Annotated in this window: 24 protein-coding genes; 6 read left to right on the top strand and 18 right to left on the bottom strand. The window is 69.7% G+C overall.

Going from position 1 to position 18673, the window contains the following annotated elements; translation table 11 throughout:
* Nucleotides 1-19 precede the first annotated feature (19 nt).
* From O5O43_RS03195 to O5O43_RS03150, 10 genes are all read right to left on the bottom strand, one after another.
* Nucleotides 20-352 carry a flagellar protein FlaG gene (locus tag O5O43_RS03195; protein WP_271085476.1) on the bottom strand — a complete coding sequence of 111 codons (333 nt, stop codon included), beginning with the start codon at nt 350-352 and terminating at the stop codon, nt 20-22.
* Between the two features lie 74 nt (nt 353-426).
* The gene (locus O5O43_RS03190; RefSeq protein ID WP_271085475.1) at nt 427-1260 is read right to left on the bottom strand and encodes a flagellin; all 834 of its coding nucleotides are present in this window, start codon (nt 1258-1260) and stop codon (nt 427-429) included.
* A 439-nt stretch (nt 1261-1699) separates the two neighbouring features.
* Nucleotides 1700-2143 (bottom strand): hypothetical protein, encoded by a 444-nt coding sequence (locus tag O5O43_RS03185; protein WP_271085474.1) that lies wholly within the window; start codon nt 2141-2143, stop codon nt 1700-1702.
* Nucleotides 2140-2523 carry a M15 family metallopeptidase gene (locus O5O43_RS03180; RefSeq protein WP_271085473.1) on the bottom strand — a complete coding sequence of 128 codons (384 nt, stop codon included), beginning with the start codon at nt 2521-2523 and terminating at the stop codon, nt 2140-2142. Before O5O43_RS03180 ends, O5O43_RS03185 begins: the two co-directional genes overlap by 4 nt.
* Complete coding sequence (locus O5O43_RS03175; RefSeq protein ID WP_271085472.1) at nt 2520-2789, bottom strand: hypothetical protein; 270 nt, start codon at nt 2787-2789, stop codon at nt 2520-2522. Before O5O43_RS03175 ends, O5O43_RS03180 begins: the two co-directional genes overlap by 4 nt.
* Nucleotides 2782-2973, bottom strand: coding sequence for a hypothetical protein (locus tag O5O43_RS03170; protein WP_271085471.1), 192 nt, complete (start codon nt 2971-2973; stop codon nt 2782-2784). The genes O5O43_RS03175 and O5O43_RS03170 overlap by 8 nt, the downstream gene beginning before the upstream one ends.
* Nucleotides 2974-2978: 5 nt before the next feature.
* Nucleotides 2979-4427 (bottom strand): DUF2793 domain-containing protein, encoded by a 1449-nt coding sequence (locus O5O43_RS03165; RefSeq protein WP_271085470.1) that lies wholly within the window; start codon nt 4425-4427, stop codon nt 2979-2981.
* A 281-nt stretch (nt 4428-4708) separates the two neighbouring features.
* Nucleotides 4709-5449 carry an anti-sigma factor gene (locus tag O5O43_RS03160; RefSeq protein WP_271085469.1) on the bottom strand — a complete coding sequence of 247 codons (741 nt, stop codon included), beginning with the start codon at nt 5447-5449 and terminating at the stop codon, nt 4709-4711.
* Nucleotides 5446-6003 (bottom strand): sigma-70 family RNA polymerase sigma factor, encoded by a 558-nt coding sequence (locus O5O43_RS03155; RefSeq protein WP_271085468.1) that lies wholly within the window; start codon nt 6001-6003, stop codon nt 5446-5448. Before O5O43_RS03155 ends, O5O43_RS03160 begins: the two co-directional genes overlap by 4 nt.
* Before the next feature lie 75 nt (nt 6004-6078).
* Entirely contained in the window at nt 6079-6540 is a 462-nt protein-coding gene (locus O5O43_RS03150; protein WP_271085467.1) for a DUF4112 domain-containing protein, read from the bottom strand.
* Between the two features lie 66 nt (nt 6541-6606).
* Between O5O43_RS03150 and O5O43_RS03145 the strand changes: the two genes are divergently transcribed.
* Nucleotides 6607-7572: an endonuclease/exonuclease/phosphatase family protein gene (locus O5O43_RS03145; protein WP_271085466.1), complete on the top strand. Its 966-nt coding sequence runs from the start codon at nt 6607-6609 to the stop codon at nt 7570-7572.
* Here O5O43_RS03145 and O5O43_RS03140 read toward each other — a convergent pair.
* The 6 genes from O5O43_RS03140 to O5O43_RS03115 form a co-directional block, all read right to left on the bottom strand.
* Nucleotides 7550-8746: a CCA tRNA nucleotidyltransferase gene (locus O5O43_RS03140; protein WP_271085465.1), complete on the bottom strand. Its 1197-nt coding sequence runs from the start codon at nt 8744-8746 to the stop codon at nt 7550-7552. The two genes, O5O43_RS03145 and O5O43_RS03140, sit on opposite strands and share 23 nt — an antisense overlap.
* Nucleotides 8743-9408 carry a CoA pyrophosphatase gene (locus tag O5O43_RS03135; protein ID WP_271085464.1) on the bottom strand — a complete coding sequence of 222 codons (666 nt, stop codon included), beginning with the start codon at nt 9406-9408 and terminating at the stop codon, nt 8743-8745. The genes O5O43_RS03140 and O5O43_RS03135 overlap by 4 nt, the downstream gene beginning before the upstream one ends.
* Nucleotides 9405-9965 carry a DUF1285 domain-containing protein gene (locus O5O43_RS03130; RefSeq protein WP_271085463.1) on the bottom strand — a complete coding sequence of 187 codons (561 nt, stop codon included), beginning with the start codon at nt 9963-9965 and terminating at the stop codon, nt 9405-9407. The genes O5O43_RS03135 and O5O43_RS03130 overlap by 4 nt, the downstream gene beginning before the upstream one ends.
* A 141-nt stretch (nt 9966-10106) precedes the next feature.
* Nucleotides 10107-10595, bottom strand: coding sequence for an N-acetyltransferase (locus O5O43_RS03125; protein WP_271085462.1), 489 nt, complete (start codon nt 10593-10595; stop codon nt 10107-10109).
* 46 nt (nt 10596-10641) lie between these two features.
* Nucleotides 10642-11412, bottom strand: coding sequence for an enoyl-CoA hydratase (locus O5O43_RS03120; protein WP_271085461.1), 771 nt, complete (start codon nt 11410-11412; stop codon nt 10642-10644).
* The gene (locus tag O5O43_RS03115) at nt 11409-12503 is read right to left on the bottom strand and encodes an MBL fold metallo-hydrolase (protein WP_271085460.1); all 1095 of its coding nucleotides are present in this window, start codon (nt 12501-12503) and stop codon (nt 11409-11411) included. The genes O5O43_RS03120 and O5O43_RS03115 overlap by 4 nt, the downstream gene beginning before the upstream one ends.
* Before the next feature lie 137 nt (nt 12504-12640).
* On the opposite strand from O5O43_RS03115, the gene O5O43_RS03110 reads away from it, so the two are divergent.
* The 5 genes from O5O43_RS03110 to O5O43_RS03090 all read left to right on the top strand — a co-directional run bounded on the left by O5O43_RS03110 (nt 12641) and on the right by O5O43_RS03090 (nt 16940).
* Complete coding sequence (locus tag O5O43_RS03110) at nt 12641-13627, top strand: hypothetical protein (RefSeq protein ID WP_271085459.1); 987 nt, start codon at nt 12641-12643, stop codon at nt 13625-13627.
* 66 nt (nt 13628-13693) lie between these two features.
* Nucleotides 13694-14599 carry a hypothetical protein gene (locus tag O5O43_RS03105; RefSeq protein ID WP_271085458.1) on the top strand — a complete coding sequence of 302 codons (906 nt, stop codon included), beginning with the start codon at nt 13694-13696 and terminating at the stop codon, nt 14597-14599.
* A gap of 47 nt (nt 14600-14646) precedes the next feature.
* On the top strand, nt 14647-15441 hold the full coding sequence (gene xth / locus O5O43_RS03100) for an exodeoxyribonuclease III (protein WP_271085457.1): 795 nt from the start codon (nt 14647-14649) through the stop codon (nt 15439-15441).
* Nucleotide 15442: 1 nt separating this feature from the next.
* A complete protein-coding gene (locus O5O43_RS03095; RefSeq protein WP_271085456.1) occupies nt 15443-15958 on the top strand; it encodes a hypothetical protein in 516 nt (171 codons plus the stop codon).
* A 76-nt stretch (nt 15959-16034) separates the two neighbouring features.
* A complete protein-coding gene (locus O5O43_RS03090) occupies nt 16035-16940 on the top strand; it encodes a cobalamin biosynthesis protein CbiG (protein ID WP_271085455.1) in 906 nt (301 codons plus the stop codon).
* Between the two features lie 8 nt (nt 16941-16948).
* Here the strand turns inward: O5O43_RS03090 and O5O43_RS03085 are convergent, their stop codons facing one another.
* Together O5O43_RS03085 and O5O43_RS03080 are read right to left on the bottom strand one after the other, a co-directional pair.
* The gene (locus O5O43_RS03085) at nt 16949-17671 is read right to left on the bottom strand and encodes a 2OG-Fe(II) oxygenase family protein (protein ID WP_271085454.1); all 723 of its coding nucleotides are present in this window, start codon (nt 17669-17671) and stop codon (nt 16949-16951) included.
* A gap of 64 nt (nt 17672-17735) precedes the next feature.
* The gene (locus O5O43_RS03080; protein ID WP_271085453.1) at nt 17736-18629 is read right to left on the bottom strand and encodes an aldo/keto reductase family oxidoreductase; all 894 of its coding nucleotides are present in this window, start codon (nt 18627-18629) and stop codon (nt 17736-17738) included.
* Nucleotides 18630-18673 lie beyond the last annotated feature (44 nt).

The raw sequence follows: 18673 nt of genomic DNA, 5'->3' as shown, positions 1-18673 counted from the left end.
TCAGCCGGCGGCCGATAAATCAGGCGCTGGTGTCGATCAGGCCCCCGGCCGAGTAGCTTCCGCTTTCAGCCATTCGCATGACCTGCTCTCGCGGGAACTGGCGGACGATCTCACCGGTCGTCGAGTCCAGGGTCTTGTAGACGAAGGTCCCTTGTGTCGGCCCTTCCTCGATGACCAGGCGATAGCGAGCGGCGTCTTCGGCCTGTTGCTGAGCGCGGCTCTTGTCCGACGTCCTGCCCGTGTCGACCGAAACCGCGACGGGCGGGACGGCGATCTCGGACTGTTCGGCGACGACCGGAACGGCGGCGACGGGGACAACAGTCAGGGTTACGGGTTTTGCATTCGTGTCCATGGCTCCTCACGCCGGGATCGCCGGCGTCCCTTGGGAACGGTCGGGCGGGACCGAAGTCCCGCCCTTCCATTGGCTTATCGGAACAGGCCGAGCAGGATCGAGGTCGACTGGTTGGCGATCGACAGAGCCTGCACGCCCAGCTGTTGCTTGGTTTGCAGGGACTGCAGTCGAGCGCTTTCCTTCGCCAGATCCGCGTCAACCAGGTTGCCCACACCATTTTCCAGGGCGTCGGAGAGCTTGCCGACGAAGGCGCGGTGCGTGTCGAGCGACTTGGCGCCGGTGCCCAGGCGAGCCAGGGCGGACGACACGTTGTCGATGGAGGCGTTGACGGCGGCCAGAGCGGTCGTCGCCAGGGTCGAGGTGCCGATGGTCATCGCAGCCGTGACGGTCACGTTCGCGCCGCCGAGAGCCAGGTTTTGAGCCTTGACGTCGATGGTGGTGCCCGAAGTGTTCGACAGCGCCTTGAAGGCGGCGCTGGTCGTCGCGTCCTTGATCATGTTCACGCCGTTGAACGAGGCGTTGTTGACCACCGTGGTGATCTGATCGCGGATGGCCTTGAAGTCTTCGTTCAGGGCCTTGCGCGAAGCCGTCGACAGCGACTTATCGGTCGCGGCCAGGGCCTTTTCCTTCAGTTGAACGAGCAGGTCCGAAACGGACTCACCAGCGGCAAGACCGACGTCGATGGCGGAAGATCCACGATCCAGGCTGTCCTTGACGGCGTTCATGGCCGAGATTTCCGAACGCTGACCCTGGGCGATAGCCCAGATGGCGCCGTTGTCCTTGGCCGAGTTCACCTTCTTGCCGGTGTTGATGCGCGACTGGACGGTGGCCAGCTCGGCGTTGGTGTTTTGCAGGTTCTGCAGGGCGACCAGAGCGCCCGAGTTCGTGTTCACGCTGTTCAGCGCCATGACGAAAGTCCTTATTTTCAAGGTTCCGGCCGCCATTTTGGCAGACGGGAGCGTTTTGCTCGGAGGCCTCAGAAGCAATCGTCGGGCCAACCGCCGTTATTTCGACACGCAGCCATCGTCTTGAAATCGTTGCGTTACCTTGCCTTAACCACGCTCAACACCCGGCAGGTTTTGCCGCTTCCAGCACCGGACGGCAGGAAGTGCCGGGCGCCCGGCAGGTTTTGCCGGGTGGTCCGCCTCGTCCGGACAAAAGACTCCATGACGAGACGGACGAAGTCAGCGTCGTTGCACGCGCGCCGCCTCCCCCGCCGCCCGCTCCGCCAGCAGCGTCTCGACGGCCAGGCGACGGGCGGTGTCACAGTCGGCGATCTGGCGCCCGCGCGTCATGTAACCGGCTTCGAGGTCGCCCAGGGTCGGGCCCTCGGGCAGGCGGTGCAGCTCACACGGGCGGCTCGCCCGGGTCGGCAGGGTCAGGCGCGGCAGGGCAGCCGACGAGGTCGGGGGCGAGCCGGCACAGTTCGCGGTCATGAGCGCGCAGGCGATCAGCACGATCGTTCGGCAAGGGAATGGAAGAGTCATCGGCGCTTCTCGCGATCTGGATGGAGTGGGCGGTGACGCGTTCGAGCGCCACGGTGGAGCGGACAGCGGCGTCGAGCCGGGCGACCTGACCCGCCTGCCCCTCGGCCTCGGCGGATCGGGCGGCGGCCTCGGCCAAGGCTGAGGCGGCGACCTGTTCGGCTCGGTCGAGCCGCCGTCGGTTCAGATCGAACGGATCCCAGCGAAAGCCGAGGCCGCCCAGGACGACGGCGGCTGCGGCGAGGCCGGCGACGCCGACGGCCAGCCAGCCCAGCGGCGTCAGGGTCTTCAGGAATGGGGGCGTCACGGGAACACCCTGCGGTCGAGCTCGAAATGGGGGCCGTCGCGAAGGCGGGGCCAGTCGCCGCCCCAGACCAGGGCCACGCTCCTGGCCTTCGCCGCCGCCTTGATGGCCTCGGCGATGCGGGGATACAGCGGCCAGTCCCAGCGGATGGCGCCGTCGACGACGGCGGCGACATCAACGGCGTGGCCGGTCAGGTGGCGCGAGTTCAGGGTGCGGCTGGCGCCCGCGCGGACGAGGCCGGCCTGACGGTCCTTCGAGCGCAGACCCTCGGTGACCATGAAATCGACCGGAGTGGTCAGAATGGCCGCCTCGATCACGCCGACGAGGGCGGGATGCACGCCCTTGAGCCGGCCGCGCGAGCGGGCGGAAAGGCGGAAGCTCATTTCAGGCCTCCAAGACGCAGACGCAGATCGGCCAGAAGGGCGGCGAGCTGCTGGGCCGTGGGGGCCACCAGATAGAGGACCAGCGTCAGGGCCAGCAGCGACATCAGGCCGGACGCCACGGCCGGGAGGGCGACGGGCTGGGTGCGATCCACGATGGCGGACAGTGTTCGCCACAATGCGAAGCTGGCGGCGAAGACATAGAGCCTGCGCCACAGCCATTTGGCTTCCGCAAGCGGCGGTGGGGTCTGGGGATTGTCGTCAGTCATCGGCGGTCTCCTCGTCGGAAGTCAGGTGGGTCCAGGCCCAGTCCGGGCCGATGGCGACACGGCTCTCCTCGCGGGACAGGCGGCGCGGCGCGGCGAACGCGTCTTCGACGGCGTCGAAATCCAGCAGCGGCTCGTCGCCGTCGAAGAAGGGATCGGGGGCGTGGGGCTGGGGCGGATGCAGCATCGGCCTCAGCCCTGGATCAGGATGACGACCACACCGGCCGAACCGGCGCCGCCCGCCCCGCCCGCGGACACGCCCGCGCCGCCCCCGCCGCCGCCCGCGCCATGGCCGCCCGCCGCTCCGCCGGACAGGCCCGCGCCTGACGTGACCGCCCCCGCGCCCCCTCCCCCGCCACCCGAGACCGAGCCGAGAGTCGCGGGCGTCGATCCCACCGAGCCGGCGGCCGAGCTTCCGCCGGCGCCCCCCGGAGCGGGAGAGGCCAGGACGCCGCCGTCGCCGCCGGGTCCGCCCGCGCGGGCCACGCCGCCTGCGTCGAGGCCGCCGCCGCCCCCGCCGCCGCCGGACGCGCCGGGGCTGGTCAGGCTGGCGCCCGTCGCGGCCGTGGCCGTGGTCGAGGCCGCGCCGCCGGGATTGCCGCCGTCGAGGCCGGCGCCCGAGGCGCCCCCTGCTCCGCCCGCCGAGCCGTTCGCGCCGGGCTGGCCGCCGCGCGCGGTCAGGAGGGTCGCGCCGGACGCGGTGATGGTGGTGTCCCCGCCGGCCGCGGCGGAAGCTCCGCCGGAGCCGAGGCTGACGGTCAGGTCGCCGGGCAGGTCCTCGACCCGCCAGATCGCCTGGGACAGGCCGCCGCCACCGCCCCCGCCGCCGCCCTGACGCACGCCGCCGGCCCCGAAGGCTCCGACGCCGCCGCCGCCTCCGCCGCCGACAGCGGTGACGATCAGCAGGCGGGCCCAATCGGGCGGGATGAAGTCGCCGCTCGCGGTCAGACGGACGGTCTCGGCGCGGACAGCGCCGTTGGCGAACCAGACGCGGGCGTCGTCCTTGTCGATGCGCAGGGCTTCGCGCCAGGTCCCGCCGTCAGAGCTGACCTTGAGGCGGAGGTCGTCGTCGCCGATCAGGCCCAGTTCGGCCCGGCCGCCGTAGCCGCTCTGGAACAGCAGGGACAGAACGTCAGACGCCGTGTCCTTGTTGAAGGTGAAGCGCAAGCTCCCGTCGCCGCCGTCGCCGGTCGAGCGCGCGGTCCACAGCGCCTTGTTCAGCTTGGCGGCGAAGGGATTGTCGGCGTCGGCCGCGGTGTTGAGGCCGAGCCGTTCGAGAGACTGGAGCCGGGCCGGGAACGGGCTCCAGCCGTCCTCGCCGCGCACGACCAGGCCGCCTTCGTCGAGCACGACGGCGAGCGCGCCCTCCGGCGCCGGGACGCGGGTCCAGCCCCCGAGCTCGGCGCGAACGAGGTCGCCCTCGGCCCAGGCGGACCAGACGGCGCCGGTGGGGCCGGCGGGCAGGATGTAGAGGTCGCCGTCTTCGGGGGCTGCAGGTTGGGCCGCGAGACTGCGGCTGACCACGGCCGTCTGGGCCAGGGCGTCCAGCCGGGTCAGGGCCTGGTTTAGGGTGACGTGCTTCTGAAGCTGGCCCGCCGCGAGATAGGGCAGGTCCAGGCGCGCGCTCTGGTTCGAGGGCATTTCGATCTCCGTGTGAAAGCGGAGATCAGTGTGCGGGCGCTCCGGAGGGGGGCGCGGATAATGGCTTTAAATAATGCCGACCGTTGTTTTCATTGAGGTCCTAGGGCGATCCGTTGATGGGTATCGGCCCATACGGGGTGCGGGGAGACCATTGGAAGGGCTGGGCGGTCTCCCCGCTGACCGGGTCGCGGCTGTCAGGACCCACGACGTCGCGCAAGGCGGCGGCGATGCCGACCCGATCGCATCGAGTTACGAAGGCGGCGCGAGGTTGGATGCAGTTTCTAAAGCGCTTTCAGCTCGCCGGCCGCGACGACAGGGCCGTCGGGCTTGTCGGAGGCGGGCGTGTGGCCGGGCGTCTCCATGGAGATGGCGACGGCGACCGCCTGACCCGCTGTGGAGGCCAGGACGGCGTCCAGCTGATGCTGGGAGGCGGCCGAGCCGTCGATGGCGCCGATCAGTTGGACCCCGGCCTCGTCAGGCTTGACCAGCCAGAGGTGCGGGACGGCCGCGCCGGCGCCCATCTGGCCCATGGGGGCGACGAACAGACGGCCAGTAGCGGTGTCGTAGGCCAGGGCGACTACGGGCGTGCCGCCGTCGGTCATGGCGATGGTGGCGACGCGGGTGACGCCGACCACGGGGGCCGGCTCAATCACCGGCAGGGGGGCCGGACGAGCGACGAGAATGGCGACGGCCACGAGGCTGGCGGCCAGAAGGCCCGTCGAGCCGAGGGCCCAGGCGCGCCAGAAGCTGGCGCGATTGTCGTTCGCAGCCATGGGGGCAGCGGCGGGCGTGGAGATGCCCGCATCGACACGGGGCCAGACCTGGGGCGAGGGCTGGACCGAGGGGATTTCGGCGATGAAGCCGGCCAAGTGCTCGTTCCAGACCTCGACCTCGCGGGCGAAGGCGGGGTCGGAGGCCTCGCGGGCCTGGGCGGCGGCCTCTTCGGCGGGCGGCAGGACGCGCAGGGCAAGCTCGCCGGCGAGCGCGCGGTCTTCCTCTTCGGGGGCGATGGGGTCGGTCATGATTCGAGGCAGCTCCTGAGCCGCAACAGCCCCCGCCGGATCCAGCTCTTCATCGTGCCCAGCGGCACGTTCTCGCGCGTCGCCAGGGCGTCGTAGGTCACGCCCTCCATGAAGGCGGTGCGGATCACGCCGCGCACCTTGTCCTCCAGGGTGTCGAGGCAGCGGTTCAGGCGACCCACCTCGTCGGTCGTCTCGACGACGTCCGAGGCCAGGGGAGCGGCGTCGGCCAGACCGTAGGCTTCCTCGACCGGCGTGGTCTTGCGCATGGGGGCGCCCGAGCGGAGGCGGTCGATCGACCGGTTGCGCGCGATCGTCACGAGCCAGGTGATCGGGCTGGCGCGCGAGGGGTCGAAGGTCGAGGCCTTCCTCCAGACTGTGAGATAGGTGTCCTGCAAGACGTCCTCGGCCAACTGGCGGTCGGACAAGATACGCAGGCAGACTCCCAACAGTTTCGCCGAGGTCGCCTCATAGACCTTTTTGAAGGCGGCGCGGTCGCCGCCGCCCGCTTCGCCGAGGGCCGCGGCCAGTTCGTCTCGCGTCAGCATGGGGGTCATCGGGCAAGTCCGGGCGCGGTGTCGGTCGGCTGACTTGGCGTGGCCCCGGCTAATCCGTCAAGCAAAACAGGACCGTTAGTCGTGCAGGTAGACGATCCGTCGCTTCTTAGGGTCGGCCTTCATCGCCGCGACGTGGCGGTCGTGATCGCCGGAGGCGCGGGCCTCGCGCTCGTTGGCCTCGACCCAATGGGTGGTCTCGATGTCCTTCTGCAGCGCCTTGGCCGCCATCAGGTGACCGGGGAAGAAGAAGTCGACGACGCTGCCGGCCACCGGCACGCTTCCGGTCACGGCGTCCGTACCCAGATATCCAGCCATGCGAGCGAGGGTGTAGGGCGTCGCCTTGGCGCGCACCGCTTGCATCAGCAGCCAGCCGCCCGCGCCGACCGAATAGACGGTGCCGACGACGGGAATCCAGGTCAGCAGGCCGTCCATGCCGATGCCAAATGGGCCCAGGCCGATGGCCCGGTCGGAGAGCTTCTTGACGCCCTCGACATTGGACCAGATCTTCTCGATATCCCCGATCGACCGTTTCGCCATTTCGCCCTCCAAGCGAGTGGTCAACGCCCCACATCGACCCGCGTTCACCCAGGATAGCAAGTCTTCGTGTCTGACAGAGTGTCGCCTGTGCGATTGTTCGCGGCCGGGGTCGTGGGGCTGGCCTTGCTGGCCCCGCTGGGAATCGCGCTGGCGGGATTGAGCGGGATCGGTCACCGTTGGGTGGACATCCTCGCCCAGTTCACGGGACCGGCGCTGGCCGCGGCCATCGTGGGACTGGCGGCAGCGGCGTTGGTGCGGGTGCGCGGACTGATCGTGGCGGCGGCAGGGGTCTGCGTCCTAACGCTGGCGGCGGGGTGGAGCCAGTGGGCGCCGCCGCGAGGAAAGGCCGAGGCCGGATCGCCGGGCTTCACCCTCTATTCGGCCAACCTCTATGTCCGGAACATCGATGTGGCGGCGATGGCCGCCTCCATCGCCGCTGCCGACGCCGATGTCGTCGTGCTGGTCGAGGTCGGGAACGCGCCCAGGGCGGCGATCGACAGGATCCTGGTTGGATATCCGTATCGGGTCGTGACCGGGCGGCTGGACCGACCGGACGGGCCGGCGCTGTCGCTGATCGCGTCGCGACGGCCGTTGCGGGATATCGAGCTGAGAATTCCGGTGCTGCACGTCGTGGGGGCGGTGGCGGAGACGCCGCTGGGGCCGGTGACCATCGCGGGGGTCCACTTCACTCGGCCCTGGCCTTATCAGGTGCAGTGGGAGCAGATCCGTCAGGCCGAGGGGCTGTCAAACTGGGCGGCCTCGGTCGAGGGGCCGGTGATCGCGGCGGGGGATTTCAACAGCGTGGCGGGCGCCCGGATCGGCAAGATCATCCGGATCGACGGCGGCCTGATCCCTGCGCCGGGCTGGCCGGGGACCTGGCCGAGCCCCCTGCCCGCCTTTGCCGGGATGACGATCGACCAGGTCTATCGCTCGCCGGAACTGGCGGTCGTCGATCGCAGGCTGGGGCGGCCGACGGGGTCGGACCACCGGCCGGTGATCACCCGCTTCGTCAGGGCCGCGCCAGCCGGCTGAGCCTTGCCGCGTGGCCGTCGGCGGGGAAGTCGTCGGCGATCCATTCGGCCTCGAAGGCGTTCAGGATGCGGCCGTGCTCGGGGCCGGGGTCGATGCCGAGTTTCGTCAAATCACGGCCGCCGACGGGCAAGCGGGGCGCGGGCCAGGTTTGGATCAGGGTCAGGGCGGGGGCGGCGTTCGAGCCAGGACGAACGGCCGCGCCCCGCTGGATGCGGTCATGAACCGCCTGGGCGCCCTCGCGATAGATCAGGGCGCGGAGGGTGCACGGGTCGGTCGCCGGATCAAGCGGCCCGACGGCGGCCTCGGCGAGGCGGCGTTCGACGGCCTTGGGCAGGCGAAGCACGCGCGCGATTTCGGCGACGGCGGCCGGGTCGTCAGGCAGCAGGGCGGACAGGCGCAGGACCGGGTCGTCGCTCGCCCCGCAGAGGGCGTCAAAGGGGGCCAGGTCGGGGACAGCGGGGAAGAGGCGGATCAGCACCCCAGCCTCGGCCATGGCATGGACCGCTGGCCGCGGATCGGGGGCGGCGAGCAGTTTCAACAGTTCCTTGGACACTCGCTCGGCCGACAGTCGTGTCAGGCCCTCGGCATGGGCGGCGCAGGCGGCGAGGCCCTCCGGGTCGGGCTCCGATCGGCCATACCAGGCGAAGAAGCGGAAGAAGCGGAGGATGCGAAGGTAGTCCTCTTCGATGCGAGTGTTCGGATCGCCGACGAAGACGACGCGACCGGCCAGTGCGTCCTCAACCCCCTGCCCGGTCGGGTCAAAGATCGCGCCAGTGCGGTCGGCGTAGAGGGCGTTCAGGCGGAAGTCGCGCCGGGCGGCGTCCTCGGCCCAGTCGTCGGTGAAGGCGACGACGGCGTGGCGGCCGTCGGTCTCCACGTCCTTGCGCAGGGTGGTGACCTCGTAGGGTCGTTTTTCCGAGACGGCGGTGACCGTGCCGTGCGCGAGGCCGGTGGGGACGACCTTGATGCCGGCGGCCTTGAGGGCGGCCATGGAGTCCTCGGGCCTAAGCCGGGTGGCGATGTCGAAGTCGTCGACGGGGCGACCGACCAAGGCGTTGCGCACGCTGCCGCCGACGAAGCGGGCGCAGTCGGGGCCGCCAACCGCCTCCAGCGCATCGAAGACGGCGGCGGTGGCCGGACTGGTCAGCCAATCCTGACCCTCCAGCCGGGTCACGCGGCGTCCTCGGCGGCCGAGGCCGGCACGTTGGCCTCGTCGCCGTACAGGCGCGTGCGCAGCGCCCGGATGATGCCGGCGGTGGCGCCCCAGATGTATTGCTCGCCCCAGGTCATGGACCAGAACCAGCGTTTGACGCCCTCGGGCGCATCCAGATGGTCGCGGGTGTGGTTGGCCGGGTCCATGAGGAAGTCCCATGGCGCCTGGAAGATTTCGGCCACCTCGTCCGGCGAGGCCTTCAGCGGCGGCAGGGCGTCGATCCAGCCGATCACCGGCGTGACCAGATAGCCGGTGCCCGTCTCGTAGGCGTCTGACAGGCCGAGCACGGTGACGGCGGCGGGGTCGAGATCGACCTCCTCCCTCGCCTCGCGAAGCGCCGCCTCGACGGCGGTCTCGCCGGGGTCGAGGCGGCCGCCCGGGAAGGCGACCTGACCCGTGTGATGCGCCAGGCTGTCGGCGCGGCGGGTCAGGAGGACGCAGGCGCCGTTCGGATTGGCGATGATCGGAATCAGGACGGCGGCGGGCTTCAGCGGGCCCTTCGCCCAAGAGGTCATGCCGGGGTTGAGGTCGAAGTCGGAGCGGACGGCGCGGGTCTCCGCTCGCCAGTCGTGCACCGGCGCGAGGCGTTCGGTCAGGCGGTCCTTCAGGGTCTGATGGCTCATTCGACGCCGGCTCCCGGCGGGCCGAGCGGGAACCAGACGCCGCCAGACTGGACGGCGAGTTGTCCGTCGCGGACCTCGGCCATCTCGACCAGATCGTAGAAGACCGTGCGGGCGATGCGTGCCTCCAGGTCGGCGCGGACGTGGACGCGGGGGGCGGGTTCGCCGGTCGCGGGGTCAGTCTCGACGATGATAGGGTGATCGGGCCCGGCGCGGGTCTCGTCGCCGACGTCGGTGGTGAAGACGAGGTCGTCGCCGTCGCGGGTCATCGTCACGGCGCGGAACGGCAAGTCCTCGACTTCGATGCGCATCTTCTCGACCGGCGTGACGAGGTGATAGCCGTCGGGGTCCTTGCGCAGAACGGTGGAGAAAAGCCGCACCAGCTCGGCCCGTCCGATGGGCGAGTTCTCGTGCATCCAGACGCCGTCACGCCGGATGACGATGTCGATGTCGCCGCAATGGGCCGGGCGCCACAGGTGAACGGGCGGCAGACCGCGACCGGGCGCCTGTTTGGCGGCGGCGGTGATGCCGGCGAGGCCTTTGCTCGATTCCTCGGTCATACTCTTCACCGTGCACCCCAGCGAAGGCTGGGGTCCAGATGGAAAACTCCGACGGCGACGATGCGGTCCCGGTGGGTCGTCCGAACCGTCTGGCCCCGTGATCTAAACCCCAGCCATCGCTGGGGTGCACGGATGTGGAGCTCAGGCCGCCACAGTCAGCCCCGACGGCGCCGAGCTGGCGATCGGCAGCCACAGGACACGGCGCGGGTCGGCCGGACCCGGCAGGGTCACGTCCGGGGCGGGCTGGAATCCGAAACGCTGGAAATAGGGCGGGTCACCGACGAGGAGGATGCCCGCGACGCCCCGGTTCTGGGCCTCTCCGATGCAGGCACCGACCAGATCGGCGCCGAGGCCGCCGCTGCGGACGTCCTTCGCCACCGTGATGGGGCCGAGGAAGAGGGCGTCGAGGCCGTCAATCGTGATCGCCCATAGCCGCACCGAGCCGATCATCCGGCCATCCTCGCGCGCGACGAAGGCGGCGGTCATGCGGGCGGTCTCGCGAATGCGCTCGGCGGTCTTGGCAAACCGGCCCGGGCCGAAGGCGGCCATGACCAAGGCGTCGACCTCTTCACGGTCGGCGTCGGTCTCCGGAAGGATCCGGAAGGTGGACGGGATGGGCTCGGCGCTCATGGCGCGGGCCGATAGGGCCAATGCGGGGCCGGATCAAGGCACAGCTTTACGGCGCGAAGTTCGGGGCCCGCTTTTGTGTGAAGGCCATGAAGGCTTCCATGGCCTCGGGGCTGGTCATCTGGGAGCCGAAGGCCTGGCCCTCTCGCTGCATCAGGGTCCAGAGCTGTTCGGCGTCGCGCATCAGACGCTTGGTCTTCTTCAGTGAGTTGGGGGCGCGGGCGGCGAGCTTGGCGGCCAGGCCGTCGGCGGCGGCATCGACCTCGGCGGCAGGCACGGCGCGGCTGGCGAGGCCCCAGGCCAGCGCGGTCCTGCCGTCGATGGGCTCGCCGAGGGCGAAGATCTCAAAGGCGCGCTGGTGGCCGATGGTCATGGGCAGCAGCAGGGATGACGCGGCCTCGGGCGCGAGGGCGAGGTTGATGAAGGGCGCCGACAGCAGGGCGTCCTCGGCCACGACGACCATGTCACAATGAAGCAGAAGGGTCAGGCCGATGCCGACGGCGCGGCCGCGCACGGCGGCGACCACCGGCTTGTCCATCTCGGCGAGGGATTTGAGGAACTGGAAGACCGGGGCGTCGGTGACCTGGCCGCCGCCGGACTGGGCGATGGAGATGAAGTCGGCGATATCGTTGCCGGCCGAGAAGCTATCGCCCTCGGCCTTGAACAGCAGGACGCGGACGGCGTCGTCGGTGCGGGCGCGGTTCGTCGCCTCGGCCAGCAGGGCATACATGGCCTGGGTGATGGCGTTCTTCTTGTCCGCGCGGGCGAAGGTGACCGTCAGGACGCCGTCGGCGAGGTCGGTGCGGATGGGGTCGCTCATGCGGCGGGCTCCGGTTCGTTGAGGGTCCACCAGTCCACGCCGTCGGCGTCGCGTTCGCGGCGCACGCGGCCCTGACCGGCCAGATAGTTGAGGTGGGCGATCGCCTCGCCCGTGGCCATGCCCAGGATGCCGTCGCTCACGGGGCGGGCGAACAGGGACGCGAAGATGTCGACGGCGCGCCTGGGCTCGCGCAGGGTCCGTTCGAGGCGTTTGAGCGAGACGGCGTGACCGCGCTTCAGGGCTTCGATGCGCGGCAGGACGCCGGTGAACGGCTCGCCGTGGCCGGGCAGGACCAGCAGGTCGGCCGGAAGAAGGTCGCCGAGCTTGTCGAGCGACCGCATCCAGTCGTCGAGCGGATCGGCCAGGGGCTCGGTCGGCCAGACGGAGATGTTGGACGAGATGCGCGGCAGGATCTGGTCGCCCGAGAGGAAGACGCCGTCCGATTTCCTCCACAGGCAGGCGTGCTCGGGGCTGTGGCCGTTGCCGACGACAATGGTCCAGTCCTCGCCGCCGATGGAGAGGACATCGCCCTCCCGCACGCGCTGATAGCTCATGGGCATGGGCCAGACGCCCTTGGTGAAGCGGCCGTAGCTCGCGCGGTAGTTTTCCACCTGGGCTTCGGTCCAGCCGGACGCCTTCCAGAAGACCGCGCCGCTTTCAGGGGCCGGGCCGGTGTCGGCGACCAGCATCCGGCCGGTGATGTATTCCAGCTGGGTCATCAGCAACGGCGCGTCGAACCGCTCGCACAGCCAGCCGGCCAAGCCGATGTGGTCGGGGTGCATATGGGTGCAGATCACCCGGGTGATCCGCTTCCCGCCGAGCGGACCCGCCAGCGCCGTCTCCCAGGCCTCGATGCAGTCGGGCGTGCGAATGCCCGTGTCGATCACGGCCCAGCCGTCGCCGTCCTCGATCGCATAGACGTTGATGTGATTGAGCTGCATCGGCAGGGGCAGGCGCAGCCACAGGACGCCGGGCGCCGCCTGGATGGCCTCACCGGGGGCCGGAGGCGCGCCGAGCGGATAGGTCAGGCCGCGCAGGGTGTCGGCGCCGGGCTCGATCTCGCCCTCCAAGGTGATGACGCCGTCCGCCAAGTCCGTCTCCAAATGCAACGCGCCACCATAGGCCGCGAACACGTCGCGCGTCCAGCTTCCGCCACGCGACGGCCTTGACCTCGCACCGACACCTCGCCAAGGCTCTGGCATCGCAATAGCGGTCCAGGAGACCAGTCGTGTTCAAATCGCCCCTGATCGCCGCCCTCGGCGCGGTGTTCGCCCTTTCGACCGCCGTGGTCGCGCCGGCCCATGCCCAGGATCAGCAACAAAACCAGCAGCAGGACGCGAGTGACGCGACCCGCGACGGTCTTCGGGACCGCCAGGTCCAACCGGAAATCGGCGGACGCACCGGCCGCGTCCAGCGTCCCAACCGCAACAGCCGCCCGGCCGAGCCGACCCCCGAAGAAAACATCCAGGCGGCCCAGGCCATAGCGACCTCGGCCTCCGTCGCGTGCCAGGTCAGCCAGGCGAACTTCCTCGGCCAGACCGCCGAAGGCGCCAAGTCGTATGAAGCCGCCTGCGCCACCGGCCCGGGCTATATCCTGATCAGCACGACCCCGCCGATGGCCGTGGACTGCGTCCTCCTGGCCGGTCAGGCCGAGGTTGATCGCGCCCGCGATCCCGCCGCCGACGTCGGCACCCAGTGCGTCATCCCCCAGAACACCGACGTCGTCCGCGTCATCTCGGCCTATGCGACCGAGGCCGGGGTGCCCTGCGCGGTCGACCAGGCCGCCTCGATCGGCAAGTCGGGCGCGGGCAACCTGATCTATGAAGTCGGCTGCAACGGCCTGGACGGCTACTGGATCGAAAAGCTGCCAACCGGTTGGAAGGCCACCGAATGCGCCATCGTCACCACCGAAAGCGCCACCTGCCGCTTCTCGACGGTCGCCGAACAGGTCGCCACCTTCAAAAGCCGTCTGGTCGGCTCCGAAGCCGCCGCGTGCGACGTGACCGAGGGCCGCTACATGGGCTCAAACGCCAACGGCGCCTTCTGGGAAGCCAAGTGCGGCGAGGGCAACGGCGTCATCGTGCGCTTCAACCCGCAGTACGCCGTACAGCAGGTCTATCCCTGCGAGACCGCTCAGCGCATCGGCGGGGGCTGCCGCCTGACCATCGTGCCGGACGCCCCGGCCGTCGAGCCCGCTCCGGCGGCGCAGCAGTAAGCTGAACGTCAGACCGGCGGGCTTTCGGCTCGCCGGTCTTTTTTCCTGCCATCAGGACTTGCAGCCGTGTTGAAACCCTCCTTCATCGCCGCCCTCGCCGCCGTCATCGGCCTCGCCACAACGGCGTTCCCGGCTTTCGCCCAGGACGCGGGCAGCCCTATGCCGCAGGACCCAGGGGCGGCGCCCGTCGCGCCCGAAACGCCCAACCGGGCCCCGCCGCTGGCGATGTCCGGCCCCGGCGCCATCGCCGTGGCGCAGCGGATCGCGACCGCCGCCGGAAATCCCTGTCGCGTGACCGAGGCCAATGTCATCGGCCAAACCACCGACCGACAGCGCATCACCTATGAGGTCGCCTGCGCTGCCGGCCCCGGCTACATCTTCGTAAACTCCGTGCCGCCCGAGGTGCGCGACTGCATCCTTCTGGCCGGGCAGGCCGAGGCGAACCGCGCCGCCGATCCCAACGCCGATGTCGGCGTCCAATGCGTCATCCCCCAGAACAGGGATGTCGCCCGGGCCGTGTCCGCCTATGCCGCCGAGGCCGGCATCACCTGCACGGTCGACGAAGGCGCCGCGATCGGCCGGACCGCCGAGAACACCCTGATGTACGAGGTCGGCTGCGACGGCCTGGACGGCTACCGCATCGAGAAGACCGCGACGGGCTGGTCCACCACCGAATGCGCCATCGTCGCCAGCCAGAACTCGACCTGCCGATTCTCGACGCCTGAGGAGGCCGCCGCGACTCTCAAGGCGCGGCTGGCGGGCAGTGCGGCCTCGGCCTGCGACGTGGCGGCGAGCCGCTACATGGGCTCCACCGGCGGCAACCGGGTCTATGAGGCCAAATGCGGCGCGGGCAACGGGTTCGTCGTCCTGTTCTCCCCCCGCTTCGAGCCGCTGAACATCTATCCCTGCGAACAGGCGCAGCGCATCGGCGGCGGGTGCCGGCTGACGACGGTGGCGGCTGCGCCTCAGTAGTCCGCACCGTCTTGCCGAGGTGACCGACGCCGCTTAGCGTCCGCGCGATGCGCATCGCCACCTGGAACGTCAACTCCGTCAACGCCCGCCTGGAGACCGTGCTCGCATGGCTGGGGGCGGCTCAGCCCGACGTCGTCTGTTTCCAGGAGATCAAGACGGTCGACGAGAAGTTCCCGAGGGAGCCGTTCGAGAGCCTCGGCTACAATGTCGAGGTCCATGGGCAGAAGTCGTACAACGGCGTGGCCCTGCTTTCGAAATATCCGGTCTCCGACGTGCGGCGCGGCCTGCCGGGCGAGGACCTGCTGACCGAAGGCGCCGAGGATCAGGCCCGGTATATCGAGGCGGTGATCGAAGGGCCCCGACCGGTCCGCGTCGGCGGCCTCTACCTGCCCAACGGCAATCCGATCGGGACCGAGAAGTTCGACTACAAGATGCGCTGGATGGCGCGGCTGAACGCCCATGCCCGCTCGCTGCTCGCGCTGGAAGAAGCCTTCACCCTGTGCGGCGACTACAACGTCATTCCCCTGCCCGAGGACGCGAAGAACCCATCCGCCTGGGTCAACGACGCCCTGTTCCAGCCCGAAAGCCGCGCCGCCTTCCGGGCGCTGAAAGGGCTGGGCCTGTACGAGGCGGGCGAACTCGGCAAACAGCCTCCGGGGACCTATACCTTCTGGGACTATCAGGCCGGCGCCTGGCAAAGGGACCACGGCATCCGCATCGACTTCCACCTGCTGTCGCCCCAGGCGGCCGACCGGTTCGTCAGCGTCGAGACCCATCGTGACGCGCGCGATATGGAGAAGCCCTCCGACCACGTGCCGGTCGTGATCGAGCTGGCCGACTGAGATGGGCGAGGCGCTGCGCGTCATCCTGCTGGTTTCGCTGGCCGCCGCCGCCCTGACCACCGCCGCCCTGACGCTGAACTGGTGGATGGAGCCGGAGCGCCGCCTGCGTCGCGCCATGCTGAAGTCACTGGGCGCCGTGGCCGAAGCCGAGGCGATTTCGGCGCACGAGGGTCGGGCTGCGGCTCTGGATTTCGAAGGCGGCCAGATCGCCGTCCTGTGGGATCGCGGGGCGCACGGGTTGGTCTACAGTTTTGACGAGGTCGAGGGCGGGGAGATCATCGTCGACGGCCATGTGGTGGCGCGGGTCCGGCGCGGCGAGCAGAGGAAGGCGCTGGATGTCATGGCGCCCGATGCGGAACTGGTGACGCTGCGGCTGCTGTTCGCGGATGCGCGCTATCCGGAGTTCGAACTGGCGCTGTGGAACGCCATGGCGCCGGGCCATGCAGGCTCTCCGCCCGAGGCCATGCGGCTGGGCCGGCGGTGGCTGAGCCACCTCGAGGCGTTGCTGAAAGGCTGATCGCCCTTTCGGCGAGCGCCGCCCGGCGCTAGAAGCCCTCACCTCTGTTTCGCGTATCTCTTAGAAGGAGCCCGCCGTGGCCCGCCTGTTCGACGCCTATGTCATCGCCGACTGGACCGCCGCCGAGGGCAAGAAGCTGGGCGAAAACTCGGTGTGGATCGGCGTGGCCAAGCGCGACGTGCGCTTCCGCCTCTACACCGAGACCCACAATGTCGCGACGCGGGCCGAGGGCGAGGCCCTGATTCAGTCGATCCTGGCCGATCACAAGAAGCGCGGCGACAAGGTCTTCCTCGGCTTCGACTTCTCGCTGGGCTATCCGGTCGGGACGGCCGCGCGCCTGCAACTGACGGGCACGCCGGCCTGGACCGCGATGTGGAAATTCGTCGCGTCCAACATCGTCGACAAGGCCGACAACACCAACAACCGCTATCAGGTCGCGGCCAAGATGAACCGGCTGATGACCGACGAGGCCTGGCCGCTTTGGGGCGCGCCGACCAAGCAGGCGCAGCGCTGGCTGACCACGACCAAGCCGCCGCAGGGCTCGGGCGACATCCCCGAATACCGCGCGACCGAGAGCGCCGTGCGCAGGGGCAAGTTGCAGCCCAAGTCGAACTGGCAGATGCACGGTGCGGGCGCGGTCGGGGGGCAGACCCTGGTCGGCATCCCGATGGTGCGTCGTCTGCTTGAGAGCCTGGGGCCGTCGGGCGCCGTCTGGCCGCTTGGCACCGGCTGGCGGGCGCTGGACGCCGTAGACGTCGAGCCCCTGTCGGTCCTGATCGCCGAAGTCTGGCCGTCGATGTGGCCCATTACCGTGGCCGAAGGCGAGTTCAAGGACCAGGCCCAGGTCCGGGCCACGGCCGAGCATTTCGCCCTGATGGACGAGCGCGGCGAACTGTCCGCCGCCTTCGGTCCGAAGAAGGGAGCCGACGAGGCCCTGATCGCCCAGGTCGAGAACGAAGAAGGCTGGATCCTGGGGGTCTGAGCGGCCCCTCAGTCTCGTGCGTGGATCCAGCCGGTCACCGACAGGCGGGGCGCGCGGGCCAGGCGGGTGACCATCGAGACGGCGTGGGTCTGGGGTACGGCGAAGACGTTCAGTGCGTTGAACTTCGGCGTATAGCCCTCGGCGATATGGCCGTCCTCGTCCTGGAACATCAGGACCCCGCCCCAGTCGGCGCGCCAGTCCGGCGTCAGGTTCAGCACATAGGCATAGAGGCGATGCTGCCCCGGGATGTGGTCGCCATGCGCGCCGGCGAAATGGCCCGGCAGATAGCGGGTCGCCATGACGTCGGCGAAGGCCACGCGGTCGTCTCCGGTCAGCCGCCTGAAGAAGTCCAGAAAGGCCGGGCCGTTGACGAAGTCGTGCAGGGACCGCATCGGCGCCGAGACCGGCCGGCCGCCGTCCAGCTCCGACGAGATCCGCACGGTGTCGAAGACGTATTTCAGGCTCTCGGAGCTGGAATCGACCAGGGACCGTTCGAACTCCGCCCGCTGCTCGGGGGTCAGGGCCTCCAGTTCGGAGACCAGAATGTCGACGTCCTGGCCCGCCGCCAGATGCACCGAGCGGGTCCATTCGTTCGGTCCGGCGACCAGGGCGTGAAGGGCGGCGGCGGAGGCGGCGTCGAGGATGCCGGGGATATGCAGGCGGCGATGGCTCTTGAAGACGGGGCGATAGCTGTCCGGCTGAAGGCCGCGGTTCAATCGGAGGGAAAGCAAGACAACGACACCCGGACGCCAGAAGCAGGCCCCACACAAAGCGCCGTCGCCCCGCCTTCGCAAGTCAAAGTTTGAAATCCGGCCGTCGGACGCCGATCCGGTCCAGACGGGCGACGGCCTCGGGCGGCAGGGCGAGGTCGGCGGCCGCCAGGTTTTCGCGCAGATGCCCGACCGACGAGGTGCCGGGGATCAGGAGGAGGTTGGGCGACCGCTGGAGCAGCCAGGCCAGGGCGACCTGCATCGGCGTGGCGCCCAGTTCGGCCGCGACCTCTGACAGGGCGTCGGACTGTAGCGGGGTGAAGCCGCCCAGCGGGAAGTAGGGGACGTAGGCGATGCCGGCCTCGGCCAGATCCGTGACCATGGCGTCGTCCTCTTGGTGGGCGACATTGTAGAGGTTCTGGACGCAGACGATCTCGGCCATGCCGCGCGCCTCGGCGATCTGGGTCGGGGTGACGGTCGACAGGCCTATGTGACGGATCAGGCCTTGCGCCTGGAGCTCGACCACCGTTCCCAACTGTTCGGCGATGGAGCCTTCGGCCGGGCCGTGGCCGTCCGCCGCACCCATGATGCGGAGGTTGACGACGTCCAAGGCTTTCAGGCCGAGATTGCGCAGGTTGTCGTGGACGGCCCTGGTCAGTTCGGCGGGGGACATGGCGGGCAGCCAGGCTCCGGTCCCGTCGCGGCGGGCGCCGATCTTGGTGACGATCGTCAGGTCGTCGCCATAGGGATGGAGGGCTTCGCGGATGATCTGGTTGGTGACGTGGGGGCCGTAGAAGTCGCTGGTGTCGATGTGGTTGACCCCGGCGTCGACGGCGGCGCGCAGGACGGCAACGGCGGCTTGACGGTCGCGCGGCGGACCGAAGACGCCGGGTCCGGCAAGTTGCATCGCGCCATAGCCCATGCGGCGGACGGTGCGGTCGCCCAGGGTGAAGGTTCCGGCTTTCGAGATGTCGGTCATGATCGGTCTCCTTGGTTCAGGCCTATGTGCGCCCGTCCCTTCCG

Source organism: Brevundimonas sp. NIBR11 (assembly GCF_027912535.1).
Classification (GTDB): Bacteria; Pseudomonadota; Alphaproteobacteria; order Caulobacterales; family Caulobacteraceae; genus Brevundimonas.
Note: the sequence above shows the minus strand (reverse complement) of the source record. Positions and strands in the feature narration are given on the sequence as shown.